The 16,159-nt window shown below is 54.2% G+C and carries 14 protein-coding genes and 1 tRNA gene; all 15 read right to left on the reverse strand.

Features of this window, described 5'->3' with window-relative positions:
- Window positions 1–4: 4 nt before the first annotated feature.
- Entirely contained in the window at window positions 5–502 is a 498-nt protein-coding gene (locus FFA38_RS04875; protein ID WP_138315712.1) for an FtsB family cell division protein, read from the reverse strand.
- Between the two features lie 10 nt (window positions 503–512).
- On the reverse strand, window positions 513–1,802 hold the full coding sequence (gene eno / locus FFA38_RS04880) for a phosphopyruvate hydratase (protein WP_138315713.1): 1,290 nt from the start codon (window positions 1,800–1,802) through the stop codon (window positions 513–515).
- 88 nt (window positions 1,803–1,890) lie between these two features.
- Window positions 1,891–3,126 (reverse strand): histidine--tRNA ligase, encoded by a 1,236-nt coding sequence (hisS, locus tag FFA38_RS04885; protein ID WP_138315714.1) that lies wholly within the window; start codon window positions 3,124–3,126, stop codon window positions 1,891–1,893.
- A 48-nt stretch (window positions 3,127–3,174) separates the two neighbouring features.
- Complete coding sequence (locus tag FFA38_RS06940; RefSeq protein WP_216641744.1) at window positions 3,175–3,678, reverse strand: hypothetical protein; 504 nt, start codon at window positions 3,676–3,678, stop codon at window positions 3,175–3,177.
- A gap of 86 nt (window positions 3,679–3,764) precedes the next feature.
- Window positions 3,765–4,469 (reverse strand): nucleoside triphosphate pyrophosphohydrolase, encoded by a 705-nt coding sequence (locus FFA38_RS04895; protein WP_138315715.1) that lies wholly within the window; start codon window positions 4,467–4,469, stop codon window positions 3,765–3,767.
- Complete coding sequence (gene mfd, locus FFA38_RS04900; RefSeq protein WP_138316018.1) at window positions 4,466–7,930, reverse strand: transcription-repair coupling factor; 3,465 nt, start codon at window positions 7,928–7,930, stop codon at window positions 4,466–4,468. Before mfd ends, FFA38_RS04895 begins: the two co-directional genes overlap by 4 nt.
- Before the next feature lie 118 nt (window positions 7,931–8,048).
- A complete protein-coding gene (gene pth / locus FFA38_RS04905) occupies window positions 8,049–8,633 on the reverse strand; it encodes an aminoacyl-tRNA hydrolase (RefSeq protein WP_138275672.1) in 585 nt (194 codons plus the stop codon).
- 4 nt (window positions 8,634–8,637) lie between these two features.
- Complete coding sequence (locus tag FFA38_RS04910; protein ID WP_138275673.1) at window positions 8,638–9,207, reverse strand: 50S ribosomal protein L25; 570 nt, start codon at window positions 9,205–9,207, stop codon at window positions 8,638–8,640.
- Between the two features lie 140 nt (window positions 9,208–9,347).
- Window positions 9,348–10,520, reverse strand: coding sequence for an APC family permease (locus FFA38_RS04915; protein ID WP_138315716.1), 1,173 nt, complete (start codon window positions 10,518–10,520; stop codon window positions 9,348–9,350).
- 6 nt (window positions 10,521–10,526) lie between these two features.
- On the reverse strand, window positions 10,527–11,504 hold the full coding sequence (locus FFA38_RS04920; protein ID WP_138275675.1) for a ribose-phosphate diphosphokinase: 978 nt from the start codon (window positions 11,502–11,504) through the stop codon (window positions 10,527–10,529).
- A 22-nt stretch (window positions 11,505–11,526) separates the two neighbouring features.
- Window positions 11,527–12,951: a bifunctional UDP-N-acetylglucosamine diphosphorylase/glucosamine-1-phosphate N-acetyltransferase GlmU gene (gene glmU / locus FFA38_RS04925; protein WP_138315717.1), complete on the reverse strand. Its 1,425-nt coding sequence runs from the start codon at window positions 12,949–12,951 to the stop codon at window positions 11,527–11,529.
- A gap of 26 nt (window positions 12,952–12,977) precedes the next feature.
- A tRNA-Gln gene (locus FFA38_RS04930) sits at window positions 12,978–13,048 on the reverse strand.
- Between the two features lie 60 nt (window positions 13,049–13,108).
- Window positions 13,109–14,926, reverse strand: coding sequence for an ABC-F family ATP-binding cassette domain-containing protein (locus tag FFA38_RS04935; RefSeq protein WP_138275677.1), 1,818 nt, complete (start codon window positions 14,924–14,926; stop codon window positions 13,109–13,111).
- The gene (locus tag FFA38_RS04940) at window positions 14,926–15,858 is read right to left on the reverse strand and encodes a 4-(cytidine 5'-diphospho)-2-C-methyl-D-erythritol kinase (RefSeq protein ID WP_253786129.1); all 933 of its coding nucleotides are present in this window, start codon (window positions 15,856–15,858) and stop codon (window positions 14,926–14,928) included. Before FFA38_RS04940 ends, FFA38_RS04935 begins: the two co-directional genes overlap by 1 nt.
- Complete coding sequence (locus FFA38_RS04945) at window positions 15,855–16,133, reverse strand: hypothetical protein (RefSeq protein ID WP_138315718.1); 279 nt, start codon at window positions 16,131–16,133, stop codon at window positions 15,855–15,857. Before FFA38_RS04945 ends, FFA38_RS04940 begins: the two co-directional genes overlap by 4 nt.
- Between the last annotated feature and the right edge of the window lie 26 nt (window positions 16,134–16,159).

Consider the following 16,159-nt stretch of genomic DNA (forward strand, 5'->3'; position numbering starts at 1 on the left):
GTGTTTATTCTCCTGCGGTTTCTTCGACCGGCTCTTCGATTCCGGCACGAATTACTGATTCAAGCACGGCGTCGACCCAGTTGTTTGAAGTCTGTCGAATATCGGTTGAAATTTCATCGGTGTTGGCACGCTCAGCGAGCATGGCGCCAACTGTTCCCGAAGTGTCTGACATGTCAACGCCATCGGCATCCATGACAAGGTATGAAACCTCACCCGGCATTACATAATAAAGGCGGTCACGCGCTTGAGCACGGATGTAAACCGGGTCTTCCCAGCGCTTGCGTTCTTCCTGCATATCCAGGACATCCTGCTTGGCTTTATCAACCGCGGCCTGCGCCTCAGCAATTTGCTGACGCTGGATAACCCAGGTTTGAACCCGGGGTGCCAGTGTGACAACTCCAAAAACAATTACTGTCAGGAGCGTGAGTGTGTAGGTGTTTAAACGAAAACCCCGCAAAGCGGCCGATACGGATACCGGCGCGGCCTTTGCGGGGCGTTTCATTTATCTGAACTTACTTAGCGATGAAGCGTGGGAAAGCTGCGCGACCAGCGTAGAACGCTGCGTCTGACAGTTCTTCTTCAATGCGAAGCAACTGGTTGTACTTTGCAACACGCTCTGAACGAGCAGGAGCACCGGTCTTGATCTGGCCCGCGTTGGTTGCAACGGCCAAGTCAGCGATGAAGGTGTCCTCGGTCTCACCTGAACGGTGAGAAATGATTGCCTTCATGCCGTGAACCTGTGCCAAAGTAACTGCATCTAGGGTCTCGGTTAGAGTACCGATCTGGTTTACCTTTACCAAGATGGCGTTTCCAGCCTTCTCATCGATGCCCTTCTGCAAACGTGCAGGGTTGGTTACGTAAAGGTCGTCTCCAACTAGCTGAACCTTGTCGCCAAGCTGAGCAGTCATCTTGGTCCATGAAGCCCAGTCATCTTCTGAAAGTGGGTCTTCGATAGAAACTAGTGGGAAGCGAGCAACTAGGTCAGCGTAGTAAGCGATCATTTCATCGCCAGTGCGCTCCTGACCTTCGAAGGTGTACTTCTGGGTCTCTTCTGAGTAGAACTCGGTCGCTGCAACGTCAAGTGCAAGCGCGATGTCGGTTCCTAGCTTGTAGCCAGCCTTAGCAATTGCCTCAGCAATTAGCTCAAGCGCAGCTGCGTTGGTTGGAAGCTCAGGTGCAAAACCACCCTCGTCACCAAGACCGGTTGCCAAGCCCTTGCTTGAAAGCAGGCTCTTTAGCGCGTGGTAAACCTCAACGCCCCAACGAATTGCTTCGCTGAAAGTCTCGGCACCCAAAGGAACAATCATGAACTCTTGAATGTCTACACCGGTGTCAGCGTGAGCGCCACCGTTGATGATGTTCATTAGAGGAACTGGAAGAGTGTGGGCGTTTGGGCCACCTAGGTAGCGGTATAGCGGCTGACCGGTTGCCTCAGCAGCGGCACGAGCGTTTGCCATTGAAACACCAAGGATTGCGTTTGCACCGAGGTTTGACTTGGTGGCGGTGCCGTCTAGTGAAATTAGCGCTGCGTCAACCAGGCGCTGGTCTAGTGCATCAAAGCCAACCAATGCTTCGTCAACAGTCTCAACAACTGCCTTGACTGCGTTCTGAACGCCCTTGCCTAGGTAGCGTGACTTGTCGCCATCGCGGCTTTCGTGTGCTTCAAAAGCACCGGTAGATGCGCCAGATGGAACCGCTGCGCGGCCAAAACTGTCGTCTTCTAGCAGAACTTCTACCTCAACGGTTGGGTTACCGCGTGAGTCAAGAATCTCGCGGGCGCCAATGGCTTCAATGATTGACAAGGTGTCTCCTTATTTGGGCTGTTTTAAAACGCGCCAGATGACGCGAAAAACGTCATCGTAATGGTTATTAGTTTAGTGAAGAAAGCGTTTAGTTGCTGATTGGCTTGATGGTCAAAGCACCGATGTCTGATGAATCTTCGGTAACAATTGCAAAGTGAGTGAAGCCGTGCAGCGCGAGGTTTTCAAGCAGCTGATTTAGTTTCTTAGGACGCTGCTCAAGGCGAACCGAATACCCCTGCTCAAAAAGAGCCGACTGAAACTTAAGTGCATTACCAACAACCGCCGGAGCTGTGCTGTCTAGAACCAGCACGAGGTTGGATGCAGCGCTCTGCACTTGCTGATCACTGACCAGTTCAACCGCGCGCTCGAAGCCGATCGAGATACCAACGGCCGGAACGTCCTCGCCGGTCCAGCGACCGACCATTCCGTCATAACGTCCGCCGCCGCCAATTGACGAACCAGATTCTGGGTGCTCAATTTCAAAGATCGTGCCGGTGTAGTAACCCATGCCACGAACCAGCGTTGGATCAAATCTGAGTCGGTTAGACCCAAACCGCGCTTCAATAGCCTCAAAAATCGGTGCCAATTCTGCAGGCACTGGAAGGTTTTCTGAAATGGCGTTTAGCCAGGCAGCCGCTCGCTCAGCGACAGCAGAGTCAAACTTTTCAGCCAGTTCGGCCACTACTCCCTCGGCTGCAATCTTGTCGAGCTTATCGATGGTGATCATGGCCGAGCCTCGGCCAGACTCAGGAACGCCGAGTTGCTCCAGAAGGTTGGTGAGCAAAACCCTGTGGTTCACACGAATGGTTGCCGCCGACAGACCAATGCGCTCGAGCGCATCGAGCGACGAAACTAGAAGGTCAATTTCGGCCAGGATGCTGCTGTCTCCGATGATGTCGATGTCACACTGCACAAACTGTCGGTAGCGACCCTTCTGTGGGCGCTCCGCACGCCAAACTGGTCCGGCTTGGATTGATTTGAAAACCTTAGGAAGTTTGGAACGATTGGTCGCGTAATAACGAGTCAATGGAACTGTCAGGTCGTAGCGCAATCCCAAGTCAGCCAGATTGTCTTCACCTTCGCTGGCTGCCAGAGCTGCCTCGAGCTCGGCACCGCGCTTCATCACGCGGAACGCCAGCTTCTCGTTGTCGCCGCCTTGCCCTGAAGTGAGTCGAGCCAGATCTTCTAGTGCGGGGGTCTCGATTTCTTGAAACCCGTGAGCCATGTAGGTAGCGCGAATCCCATTCAAAACCTGGGTGCGCTTCAGGTGGTCTGCAGGTAGAAAATCGCGCATTCCGCGAGGTGGGTGCACGTCTTTAGCCATGTAGCAAGTTTGCCACAGGCTAAACGGCTATGACTTCAACGACAGGTACTAGTCGTCATCCTCATCGTCATCATCGGCCTCGTCTTCGTCGTCTTCGTCGTCGTCCGAATCTTCGTAATCGTCATCATCGTCGTCATCATCACCGTAGGCTCCCGCCGAAGGCGTAGCGCTCGAGGTGTTACCAAAGTCAACTGCAAGTGGATCAATTAGCTCAACCGCGCTCGAAACAGCGGCAGCCGTGGCAGTCGAAGAAGCTTCGAAGGAATTTAGGCCAATCTCAAGAGTCTGAGCTGCCGACCCGGTTGCCCCTGCGTCAACAGCTGAACCTGAAGTATCAGTCGAAGTCGCCGGCGAGCTTTGGTTTAGCGAATTTTGCTCGGTGATTGGAAGAACTCCGTCCCCAGCAAAGGCCGGAGCCATCATGAACAAGGCGAACGCTGCACCTGCTGAAACGGCAGCACCCGACACAAACGACTTGCGCTTCTCGGTCGGTTCAACTTTTTCGTACTCGTATGGGGAATCTGAGTCTTGAAGACCATCTTGATTTTGCATTTCTTCCTCCGTGAGTAGCTTGGAACTTCTACTTCGAGCAAACCACCCAAGGCTGAGCAAAACCTGTGAGCCGCCTTTGAAACCGCCTAGAGTTCGGCTGGCAAACCAATTACGCCGGCATCGTTGGCATCGGCCAGTTCAACCTCACGGATCTCGACCTGAAGTTCTCGCACCGCACCGCGAAGGGCACGCTCAGAGTCAAACCCGGCGGACTTGCCAGACGAAACGATGGCCAACAGGATGGCGCCCAATTCAGCCTCGCTGGTGACCGAAAACGGTCCCGGCGCATCAGCATCAAGCAATCCAATTTTTTCGGCCTTGCCAATAACCTTGTCGGCCAAAGCCAATGCTGGCAGCGCCTGAGGGATCCCGTCTAGAACCGATGAACGTTCTGGCTTTTCACGCTGCTTGTGAGCATCCCAGTTCAGCATCACATCATCGCCGGTCTTCGCGGCGTACTTTTCAAGTTCTTCTGCTGAGCCAAATACGTGAGGGTGGCGCCCAATCATTTTTTGCGCCGAAAGTTCGGCGACATCCTGGATGTCGAAGGGCTCGCCGAGGCTGCCGGATGCTGCGAGATCACTGTGGAAGACCACCTGGTACAGCACATCTCCAAGCTCTTCGAGAATGTCCTCACGTTTTCCCGACTCGATGGCATCGATCAGCTCGTAAGCCTCTTCAAGCAAGTACTTAGTCAGCGAGTTGTGGTCCTGCTCGGCATCCCAAGGGCAACCACCCGGGGCACGCAGCTTATTAGCAACGGCAATCAAATCATTAAGTTTGGTCATCATTTGGCTTTCTGAGGATCAGATTCAGAATCTGGTTTTGGCGGAAACACTCTTGCCAAGAAAGCCCACACCCAGTCGATGATGGCTTGGTCTCGCAATGGTTCAAAGTTAGCGTCTCTTGGCGCCGGAACCATCAGGGTCTGGGCCGATTGGAGATATTTAATTCCAGGGAACAAGTGGGTTAGGGCCACCTGCTGAGCTTCATCGATAACCACCGGCTGAACTTTTACCTGAAGGCCGAGAACATTTAGGTCTTTGAGCCCCAATCGGTTGGCCTGCTGGCGAAGCTCAGTAACCTCAATCAGGTTCTTGACTGAATCCGGCGCCTTGCCGTAGCGGTCCTCAAGTTCAGCCAAAATAGCGTCAAGCTGCTTTCGAGAGCCTTTCTCCCCACTGGCAGCGGATAGCTTGTGATAGGCCTCTAAGCGCAAACGCTCGCTGTCTACATAGGTGTTTGGAATGTGGGCATCGACCGGCAGTTCGAGCTTAAGCTCGGCTGGAGATTCGGTCTTCTCACCCTTGAAATCGGCAACGGCCTCCCCGATCATTCGCAGGTAAAGGTCAAATCCCACGCCTGCGATGTGGCCGGACTGCTCACCGCCGAGTAGGTTTCCCGCTCCTCTAATTTCAAGGTCCTTCATAGCAATCTGCATTCCGCCACCAAGTTCATTATTCAGTGCGATTGTTGCCAATCGGTCGTGCGCTGTTTCGCTAAGCGGCTTATCTGGCGAATAGAAGAAGTACGCATAGGCTCGTTCTCTACTTCGACCAACTCGACCTCGAATTTGGTGCAGCTGACTCAATCCAAAGTTCTCTGCTCGGTCAACTATCAGAGTGTTGGCATTCGGAATATCGATGCCGGTTTCGATAATCGTGGTCGACACCAAAACGTCAAACTTGCGCTCCCAGAAATCAACCACCACCTGCTCAAGTGCGGTCTCAGTCATCTGGCCGTGAGCAACGGCAATTCTCGCCTCGGGCACCAACTCGGCGAGTTGGTTGGCAACTGCCTCAATAGTGCTGACCCGGTTGTGCACGAAGAACACCTGACCTTCACGGATCAGTTCACGCCTAATTGCCGCTGCAACTTGCTTTTCAGAGTAACCACCGATGTAGGTCAAAATCGGGTGACGTTCTTCGGGTGGCGTCGCCAACGTTGACATTTCTCGAATACCGGTAATCGCCATTTCCAAGGTACGAGGAATCGGGGTTGCCGACATTGACAGGATGTCGACGTTGGTTTTCATTTCCTTAAGCTTTTCCTTGTGCTCAACACCAAAGCGCTGTTCCTCATCGATGATGATCAAACCAAGCTGGCGGAACTTGACGCTTTCGCTCAAGAGTCGATGGGTTCCAATCACCATGTCGACGGAACCGTCGGCAAGCCCAGCGATTGTCTCTTTTACTTCTTTGGCCGTTTGGAATCGAGATAGCGAACGGACGTTGACAGGGAAACCTGCAAAGCGCGACTCGAATGTATCGGTGTGCTGACGGACCAAGAGGGTGGTCGGGACCAACATGGCAACCTGCTTGCCATCCTGAATGGCCTTGAACGCTGCACGGACCGCGACTTCAGTTTTGCCGTAGCCAACATCGCCGGCCAACAGGCGGTCCATCGGAACCTCGCGCTCCATATCGCGCTTGACCTCATCGATGGTGGTCAATTGATCTGGAGTCTCAACGAAGGCAAACGCTTCTTCGAGTTCATGTTGCCAAGGGGTATCTGGGCCAAAAGCATGCCCCTTTGACTTCATTCGCGCGGAATAGAGCTTGACCAGGTCAATCGCAATCTTGCGAATAGCCTTGCGGGCGTTGCCCTTAACTCGAGCCCAGTCAGTTCCGCCCATTTTGGAGAGAACCGGGGCTTCGCCGCCGACATACCTGGTCAAAAGGTCCAGTTGATCGGTCGGCACAAACAGGGTGTCGCCCGGATACCCGCGCTTCGATGGCGCGTATTCGATCAGAAGGTATTCGCGCTGGGATTGCATTTTTCCAACGCCACTGGCGCGCTGAACAAGTTCAACAAATCGGCCGATGCCGTGGGTCTCGTGAACGACGTAGTCCCCGGCTTTGAGAGTGAGTGGGTCGACTGCCTGGCCGCGCTTGGTCGCCAGCTTGCGAACAGTTGGGCTGACGTAAACCGAGCTCTTGCCATAGAACTCAGCTTCGGTAATCACAATCAACTTGGATTCAGGAGCCGTGAAGCCTTTGCGCAAACTCGCCTGAACCACATCCGCGGTAATTTTGGCAGCCACCATTTGCTCTTGTAGGCGCTCTACGGTTCCGTGCCCCTCAGCAACCAAAACCACGTGATTGCCGGCCTTGGCCTGGTCTTCCAACCATTCGATTGAGGTAGTTTCGAGCCCCTTGAAATTCGGCACCTCAAACAGCCCCAAATTCACCAGAGTTTCGTCATCTGCACCAAATTGAGACACCGTGAACATCGGGCGTCCATCCAAAGCATCTTTGAACTGCGATAGTTCAACAAACCCACCCGCACTGAGGTCGATTGGTGCGTTAGCGCCCTCGGTTGCCGCATCCCAGGCGGCATGTAAAAACTCTTCGTTGGTCTCGACCAAACTTGCGGCACGCGCAGCCGACTTCTCGGGCGACAACAGGGTCACGAGGGTGTCACTAGGAAGGTAATCGCTGAGTGGAACCATTCGATCGACAAGGACCGGCGCGAGCGATTCCATGCCGTCCACGGGGATACCCTCGGAGAGCTTTGCCAACATCGAAGAGATGTTTGGAAACTCGTGCAGCATCTCACGTGCGCGACTTGCAACATTCGGCGTGATGATAATTTCTCGCGCTGGGTAGACCTGAAGGGACTCGACTTTGCCTTCGATTGATCGCTGGTCCGCCACCGAGAACTGACGAATCTCCTCGAGCTCATCGCCGAAAAATTCAAGACGCATCGCATGCTCAGCCGTAGTCGGGAAGATATCTAGAATTCCACCGCGTACCGCAAACTCACCGCGTCTGGTAACCATGTCGACTCGGTGGTACGCGATTTCGACTAACTTCAGTGGCAATTCGAAGAGCGGATACTCTTTGCCAAGCTCAAGAGTTAGTGGCGGATGAGCAGCCAAGCCAGAGACCACCGGCTGCAAAACCGCACGGACTGACGCAATCACGTAGACCTCGTGATCTGGAGCCTCAGCCTTTAGCTCATTCAAACGGTGCAAAACCTGGAGTCTTCGACCGACGGTTTCGGGACTCGGGCTCAGGCGCTCATGAGGCAGGGTCTCCCACGAAGGAAACTCGAGAATCTCTGCGGTCGGATCTAGGTCACGCAGAGCGGCTGCCACGTCTTCACCCTCGCGTCCAGTGGCAACCACAACAAGTTGGGTTCTCGACAGTTTGGCATCTGCCCTGAACTTTGAGATGACATCCAAAATAACCGGATGAGCGCCCTGCGGAGCGATCAGATCTACGCGTGAATTTTTGATTTTTGCCTGCAGTGAGGCGAAGGGGTATCCCTCTGAAACGAGTGCGCCAAGGCGCGAAAGGGCCTTGAGATTTTGCGTACTCACAAGGTAAGTCTAAGTTGACCGGACCGCTGAGTATTCCGAGGAATTGCTATTCCGGTGAGTGAAATTTTTGCTGTGCCGTCGTGATTCCGTCACGAACGATTGCCTCAACAGCATCAGCAGCAATCTCGAGGGTGACTGGCAGGTTTTTACGCTCAGCCGAGCCAAAATCCTTGAGAACAAAATCGGCGGTATCCATGCGGCCCGGCGGTCTGCCGATGCCAACTCTCACACGAGCAAAATCATTAGAACCGCAAGCTGCGATGATGTCGCGAAGCCCGTTGTGACCGCCATGCCCACCACCCTGCTTTAGGCGAATGGTCTCTGCTGGGATGTCCAACTCATCGTGCAGAACGATCAGGTTGGAAAGTGGAATGTCGTAAAACTTCATCAGGGCAGAGACCGGTCCGCCACTGGTATTCATGTATGAGCCCGGCTTGGCCAGTATCAATTTGGCCCCACCTGCTCCCAGCCTTGCCTCAGCAACGGCCGCGTGCGATTTGTGGCTCTTGAAGTTTGCCCCTAGTCGATCGGCCAAAACCGAGAGCACCATTTGACCAACATTGTGCCGGTTAGCAGAATAGTCGGGCCCGGGGTTACCGAGCCCGACTACTAAGTAAGCCGAATTATTCAGTTGATTACTCTGCTGCTAGTTCTGCTGCGTGACCAGCTGCGGTTGCCACAACTGAGGCAACTAGCTCGTCATCAGCAAGCTCAAGCTTTGCGCCTGCAGGAACCTTGACGTCCTTGGCTAGAACGTGGAAGCCTGCGCCCTCCTTGTTGAAGACAACCTCAACAAAGTCAGGGATGCTGGTTGCTGCAACTTCTAGCTTCACGGTCTTGTGCTCTAGGTCGATAACGGTACCTGAAAGTGACTCGCCAACGATGTGCACTGGAACCTCAACGTGAACGCGCTCACCCTTGACTAGGGTCACTAGGTCAATGTGCTCGATGATCTGAGTTACTGGGTCCTTTGAGGCGCTCTTAACAAGAACTGACTCTTCGACGCCGTTGATGGTTAGGTCGATAACTGCGTTCTTGTGACGCAGGATAAGTGCAACCTCGTGCGCAGGAACAACGATGTGGCGAGCTTCGGTGCCGTGACCGTAGATAACTGCTGGAGTCTTGCCTGCCGCACGGAACTTGCGTGCTGCACCCTTACCGAAAGATTCGCGGACTTCGCCGACTAGCTTTGCTGCTGTGTTCATAATGGTTTCCAATCTGGTTTGTAATTCATCAACTCAAGCGTGGAACGCGAGGATACCTGCCGTGGAAACCGGCTAAATGCCCCGTCGATAACGGCTCCGAATGGAGCCCTCGCCGTTGTCTTCTAAAAGTCTACTTTGTTTTAGAGCCCGGCAGCAAACATCACGCCGGCTGACGACGCCAGAATCAAGGACATTAGCAGACCGAACCAAGAAACTAACCGCGGGAACATGCGCTCAGTTACTGGTTGTGCCAAGGCGCTCAGGTGACCGATCGCGTAGTAAAACAAAACTCCCAGCGATGACAGCGAGATAACCCAGCTAATTGGACCGGCCAGGACCAACAGGGCGGCGAGGCCGGCAACCGCAAGCTCGGCAACCCATGGTGAGCCGAACTTGTTCCGGTTTGCGAGCGACGGAGGCAACGCTTCATCTGCACCCATCTCGGCAGCGGTTCGAGAAACCCCTGCCAAGAGAGCCAGCATTGATCCGGCTGAGGCTATCGCAGCCACCACGACGGTGACCCCCTCGAATGTCAAACCAATCTCAGAGAAGAAAACTAGAAATGGCAATTGGTTAGAAGCTACTGATGAGGCAAGCACCGGGCTAAGCACGACGGCAAGGCCCCCGTAAAGCGCCAACACCAAAAGCAGGCTAATTGCGATTGCGAGTGGAATGTTTACGCGTGCGTTACGCACCTCGTTCCCCAAGGTTGCCACTCGCGCATAACCGGCGAAGGCAAAAAAGAAGATTGCTGCGGCAGTGACAATTTGCGGTTCAAAATCTTTACCTGCAGAAACCGTGGCCGGCGGTAATTCTTGACCGTGGATCAAACCTGTGGCAATGGTGAGCGCGAGAAACAGAACGGTGATGCTGGCCAAAATCATCGCTACGGTGGCCGTGCGTTGAATACCAAGAATGTTAATTAGTGCCAATACTGCAATCAGGGTGATAGCTATTGCCTGCTGGTATCCGGGCAAAACATAAGCCCCAAAAACTAAACCGATAGCCGCAATCGATGCGATTTTTCCAATCACAAATGCGAACCCGGCGGTTTTGGCAACTTTGTCGTTGAGATAGACGCTCGCATAGGCGTAAACTCCGCCGGGCCTATCCACCTGACGAGCAAGCTGAAGAATCGAAGCCGAATTTAGCGCTGCCACAAGGCCGGCCAAGAGCAAGGAAAGCCAAAGCCATTCACCCGCAAGGGCAAATGCTTCGCGGAAGACTATGAAGACTCCCGCACCAAGCATCGAAGCTACCCCGATGGCAACCGCACCGATTAGTGAGAGTTGCTGCCTAGGCAGATTGGACAATTGGGTTTACGCGTGCCCGGGGAATAGCTTGTTGACCGACTCGTCACCGAAGACTGCACTGATTGCCGCAGCGATTAGCGGAGCAATCGAGAGCACAGTCAGGTTGTCGAACTGCTTGTCAGGCGTGATTGGCAAGGTGTTGGTAACAATTACCTCGTCGACCACACCGCTTGAAAGACGCTCAACAGCTGGTTTTGAGAAAACCGCGTGGGTTGCAGCAACAATTACTCGTGCTGCCCCGTTGTCCTTCAAAGCCTTGGCAGCCGCGACAATCGTGCCCGCGGTGTCAATCATGTCGTCAACCAGCAAACAGGTACGGCCCTTTACGTCACCAACAAGCTCGTGGGCCTCTACCTGGTTTGGGCGGTCCGGGTCGCGACGCTTGTGGATGATGGCCAGCGGTGCACCAAGGCGCTCGGCCCAGATGTCCGCCACGCGCACGCGGCCTGAGTCCGGAGAAACCACAGTGAGGTTCTCGTTGCCGAAGCGCTCAGCAACGTGGTCTGCCAGCATCGGAAGCGCCCAAAGGTGATCAACCGGACCGTCGAAGAAACCCTGGATCTGAGGAGTGTGAAGGTCAACTGACATAATTCGGTTGGCACCGGCCGCCTTGAACAAATCAGTCATTAGACGGGCAGAGATTGGCTCGCGTCCTTTGTGCTTTTTGTCCTGGCGAGCGTAAGGAAAGAATGGGGCGACAACTGTGATTCGCTTTGCCGATGAACGCTTCATAGCGTCAACCATGAGCAACTGCTCCATGATCCAGTTGTTGATGCCGGATGAGTGTGACTGAATGACGAATGCGTCGACACCGCGAACAGATTCTTCATAGCGAACGAAGGTTTCACCGTTGGCAAAGTCGTATGCCGTGGTCGGGACCAGTGAGGTGTTCAGCAGGGTGGCAACCTCTTCAGCAAGAGCTTGGTGTGCGCGCCCGCTAACGATGACTAGTCGTTTTGAATTGCTGGCTGTGATTTCCAAGATGGGCTCCCGCTTTCTGAGTAATTTAGTTTTTTGCCTTGTGGGCGGCTTCTGCTGCTTTAGTGCCAGGGCGCTTAGAGATTACCCAGTCGGCCAGATTACGCTGCGGTGCAACGTTCATAGCCAAATCGCCAGCCTCTACACTGCGGCGAACTACAGTTCCTGCAGCGGTGTAAGCCCCATCACCAATGGTAATTGGTGCAACAAAAACATTGTGCGAGCCGGTTCGAACATGCGAACCAACTGTGCTCGAGTGCTTGGCTACGCCATCGTAGTTGGCAAAAATTGTGCCTGCACCGATGTTCGATAGCTCGCCGATGGTCGCGTCACCCACGTAGCTCAGGTGCGGAACCTTTGATCCGGCACCGATTTTGGCATTCTTGGTTTCGACAAAGGTGCCGATTTTGCCATCGGCACCGAGTTCGGTTCCGGCTCGCAAGAACGAGAACGGACCAACCGATGCGCCTGCGCCGATGATCGAGCCGGTTACGTGCGACTTAACAACAGTTGCGCCCTCGGCAACCTGGGTGTCAACCATGTATACCTCTGGACCAACCGTGGCTCCGGCAGAAATCTGGGTCAGCCCCTTGAGCTGGGTACCAGCCAACAGGGTGACGTCCTCGCCCAGTTGCACGGTCACGTCAATCCAAGTCGAACCTGAGTCCTGAATGGTCACGCCAGCTCGTTGCCAGGCTTCGCAAATTCTGTAGTTCAATTCGGCCGCCACTTCGGAAAGCTGAACTCGATCGTTGATTCCGGCCACCAACCAGTTATCAGCAACAGCCAATGCCTGGACTCGTTTTCCTTGGTGCAACAACTCGGCTGCTGCATCGGTCAGGTACTTTTCTCCCTGAGCGTTGTGCGAGCCAACTTTTGCCAAAGCAGAGCGCAGGTTGGCGGCATCAAAGACGTAAACACCCGCGTTTACTTCTGCAATCTCCAACTGGTCGGCATCAGCATCGCGGTGTTCAACAATTTGGATGAACTTACCGTCATTGCTGCGGATAATTCGACCGTAGCCGGTTGGGTCATCAACAACAGCCGTAAGGATAGACGCTGCGTAACCACCTGCGAGGTGCTCGCCAAGAAGTGATTCAAGCGTTGTCACGTCTAGCAGCGGGACATCGCCGCTGGTTACGATTACCGCACCATCGAAATCGGCTGGCAGCGCCTCAAGGCCACATTCGACCGCGCGCCCAGTACCTGGCACATCATCTTGTTCGGCAATTACCGCAGTCGGAAAGTAAGCGCTGATGTACTCAGAGATTAAATCTTTTTGGTGGCGAACAACGGGCACCACGTGCGCGGCACCGAGAGAGGTGGCAGTGGCCAAAACGTGGCCAAGGAGCGGAAGTCCGGCAAGCTCATGCATAACTTTCGGTTTTGCCGAACGCATACGAGTTCCAGAACCGGCAGCCAAAACGATGACTGCTAGGCGCTGTTCGCTCATTTTGCTCCTGTTCAAATGCTGATGCGCTCCCCCACCAGGACTCGAACCTAGAAAGCCGCCTCCAAAGGGCGGAGTGTTGCCATTACACCATGGGGGATCCGCAGTATTTCGACTGCCCCTTAAGTCTGCCAGATAAGCAGGCCCGCTGGTGCGATTTCTATTGAAGTAACTCGGAAGTTTCTAGCCATTCGAGTTCTAATTCTTCACGCTTGGCATTTAATTCGGTTTGCTTGCTCACGAATTTAGCCAAACCGGCATAGTCACTCTGATCATGCTGAGCCATCTCGCCGTGGAGCCTGGTCTCGTCACTAGCAATCTTTTCCAGAGCACGCTCAATGCGCGCCAAATTCTTCTCAGCCTCACGAACTTGAGCACCCGAAAGAACCGGCGCGGATTTTGCGTCGGCAACTGACCCAGATGTTGAATCTGCGCGTCCGTTCGCAGCTGATCCTCCGCGAGAGTTGCCGAGAGAGTGGCGGCGAAGTTCGAGGTATTGGTCGACGCCACCGGTTAGGTGTCGAAGGTTTCCGTCGCCGAGCAGAGCATATTGATGGTCTGTTACTCGCTCGAGCAGGTATCGGTCGTGACTAACCACAATGAGCGTGCCCGGCCAACCGTCAAGCAGGTCTTCCATCGCAGCAAGGATGTCGGTGTCGAGGTCGTTGGTTGGTTCATCGAGAATCAGGACGTTAGGTTCACCAAAAAGCAATCTCAAAAATTGAAGCCGGCGTCGCTGCCCGCCAGACAAATCTTCAATCGGTGTCTGCAATTGCGCCTGTGTAAAGCCAAGTTGCTCGACCAGCTGGCCGATGCCAACCTCTTTTTTGTCGACCACGAAGAAGGACTTTTCTCTGGCGATGAGGCTGAAAATGCGCTCACCGTGAAATTCATCTAGCTCTTTTACATCCTGGCTAAGGGTCGCGATTTTTACAGTTTTACCGCGTTTGATGCGGCCAGATGTTGGTTCAAGCAGTCCCTGAACTAACTTCAACAGGGTTGTCTTGCCGGCGCCATTGACTCCCACAAGCCCAACTCGATCCCCCGGACCTAGCCTCCAGGTGACGTCATGTAGCAACTCTCGACCATCGATCTCGTAGGTGAGGTTTTCTACGTCCAGTACGTCTTTACCCAAACGAGCCGTGGCCAATTTAGAGAGGGCAACGCGGTCCCGCGGCTCTGGCTCGTTGGCAATAAGTTCTGCCGCTGCATCCATGCGGAATTTTGGCTTGGATGTTCTGGCTGGCGCACCGCGGCGCAACCAGGCCAGCTCTTTACGCATCAGATTCTGACGGCGTGATTCAGAGGCTGCGGCACTTCTATCGCGTTCATTGCGCTGCAGGATGTACGCGGCATAACCGCCCTCAAACGGCTCAATCACACCGTCGTGGACCTCCCACGTTAGGTTGCACACCTCATCAAGAAACCATCGGTCGTGAGTTACCACGAGCAGACCGCCACCGTTATTCGCCCATCGTGTCTTTAGGTGACTGGCTAGCCAAGCAACACCCTCGATGTCCAGGTGGTTGGTTGGCTCGTCCAGCATCACAATGTCTAGATCCTGAACCAGCAATTTCGCCAACGCGACTCGACGTCGTTGACCACCGGAAAGTTCGCCGACCTGCTTTTCCCAATCCAAGTCGTTTAGAAGCCCCGAAATGACATCGCGGATTTTGGCATCGCCAGCCCATTCGTGTTCCGGCATGTCACCGACCACAGCCTGCCCGATGGTTTGCCCGGGGTCGATGACGTCAGCTTGATCCAAGAGACCGTAGGTCATGCCATTTCTGTGGGTTACGCGCCCACCATCCGGCTGTATCCGCTTTGCCAAAAGTTTAAGCAGCGTTGATTTTCCATCGCCGTTTCTACCGACAATTCCAATCCGGTCGCCTTCATTAACACCGATGGTGATCTCGTCGAAAACCTTCTTGGTAGGAAACTCCAATGACAACGCCTCTGCGCCGAGCAGATGGGCCATTAGTTTTTCTCCAATTTCGCGCCTTCAGATGGACCATAGGTCACTAGCGCTTCGTATCCAAGCACAGATAGATTGTTGGCAATTACCTCAGCCATGTCTGCGCTTTCGACCAAGAATGCAACCGTCGGGCCAGAGCCTGAAACCATTCCGGCCAATGCCCCCGCGGCCACGCCGTCGCTTATTGTTTTGGCAAGCTCGGGAATGGCCTGGATGGAACACTCTTCCAAATCGTTGCGGATGTGTTTGGCCAATTCATGGGCATCGCCGGACTGCAGCGCCTCGATTAGGCCAGCAGGAATGCTAGGAGCCGGCAGAGCGGCTGGGTCCAACCCGCGTGACACTCTAAGTGCGTCGAGCTTCTGATAAACACTCGGAGTACTAAGCCCGCCATCGTGAGGAACCAAAACCCAATGAGTGGTTTTGACCCCTTCAATCGCCTCGAGTGAATCGCCTCGACCGGTTCCGACAGCCACTCCACCCATCAGAGCAAAAGGCACATCTGCGCCGAGTTCGCCAGCCTGTTTCATTAGCGCTGATGTCATGATTCCGGAACAGTAGAGGTCATTTGCGGCCAACAAGGCTGCAGCCGCATCGGCAGAACCGCCACCCATGCCGCCAGCGACCGGCACCGATTTATCGATTTGAAAATGAACCGGATGTGCCGGCTGGGTTTCTGCTAGCGCAGAAACAAGTTTTGCTGCGCGGACCACCAAGTTGTCTTCTCCGGTCGGGACACCGGCCAACTGGCTTGACGAAAGCGAACCTTCAACCGCCACTGACCAGGCAACGGCCGGACTAAGGGTAACCCGCTCGCGAAGCCCAAGTGCTAGGTAAACGCTGGCAACGTCGTGATAGCCATCGGGCTGAAGCGAACCGACTTCAAAGTAGAGATTTATTTTCCCCGGCGCATCGGCCGTCACGCTGTGATTCAAGCGATTTCCAGTCGACCGTGAACACCGGCAAAAACTTCACGCCAGTAAAGCTCGCGTGGTTTGATGCCATCCAGGTCGGGCACAAGCTCGTGAACAACGCGAACATTTACTGATCCGTCAATCAACTCAAAACTAATAATCGCCCTGGTCCGGTCATCGAAGGCCAGGGTAATTTGCCCATTTTTAGTACCCAGAACTCTTGGGCGATCAAAAACGACCCACGAAGATACGTCATTCAAAACGGTGAACAGTCGCTGAAGTTCGACATTGAACATTTCTTCGACTTTGAAAGATAAAGCCA

Source organism: Rhodoluna limnophila, from assembly GCF_005845365.1.
GTDB lineage: Bacteria > Actinomycetota > Actinomycetes > Actinomycetales > Microbacteriaceae > Rhodoluna > Rhodoluna limnophila.

Excerpts from the sequence above, each read along its gene's own strand:
- FFA38_RS04935 (WP_138275677.1), bottom strand. The coding sequence starts at position 14,926 with ATGGCCCATCTGCTCGGCGCAGAGGCGTTGTCATTGGAGTTTCCTACC.
- FFA38_RS04875 (WP_138315712.1), bottom strand. The coding sequence starts at position 502 with ATGAAACGCCCCGCAAAGGCCGCGCCGGTATCCGTATCGGCCGCTTTG.
- hisS (WP_138315714.1), bottom strand. The coding sequence starts at position 3,126 with ATGGCTAAAGACGTGCACCCACCTCGCGGAATGCGCGATTTTCTACCT.
- FFA38_RS04945 (WP_138315718.1), bottom strand. The coding sequence starts at position 16,133 with ATGTTCAATGTCGAACTTCAGCGACTGTTCACCGTTTTGAATGACGTA.
- FFA38_RS04895 (WP_138315715.1), bottom strand. The coding sequence starts at position 4,469 with ATGATGACCAAACTTAATGATTTGATTGCCGTTGCTAATAAGCTGCGT.
- FFA38_RS04910 (WP_138275673.1), bottom strand. The coding sequence starts at position 9,207 with ATGAACACAGCAGCAAAGCTAGTCGGCGAAGTCCGCGAATCTTTCGGT.
- glmU (WP_138315717.1), bottom strand. The coding sequence starts at position 12,951 with ATGAGCGAACAGCGCCTAGCAGTCATCGTTTTGGCTGCCGGTTCTGGA.
- FFA38_RS06940 (WP_216641744.1), bottom strand. The coding sequence starts at position 3,678 with ATGCAAAATCAAGATGGTCTTCAAGACTCAGATTCCCCATACGAGTAC.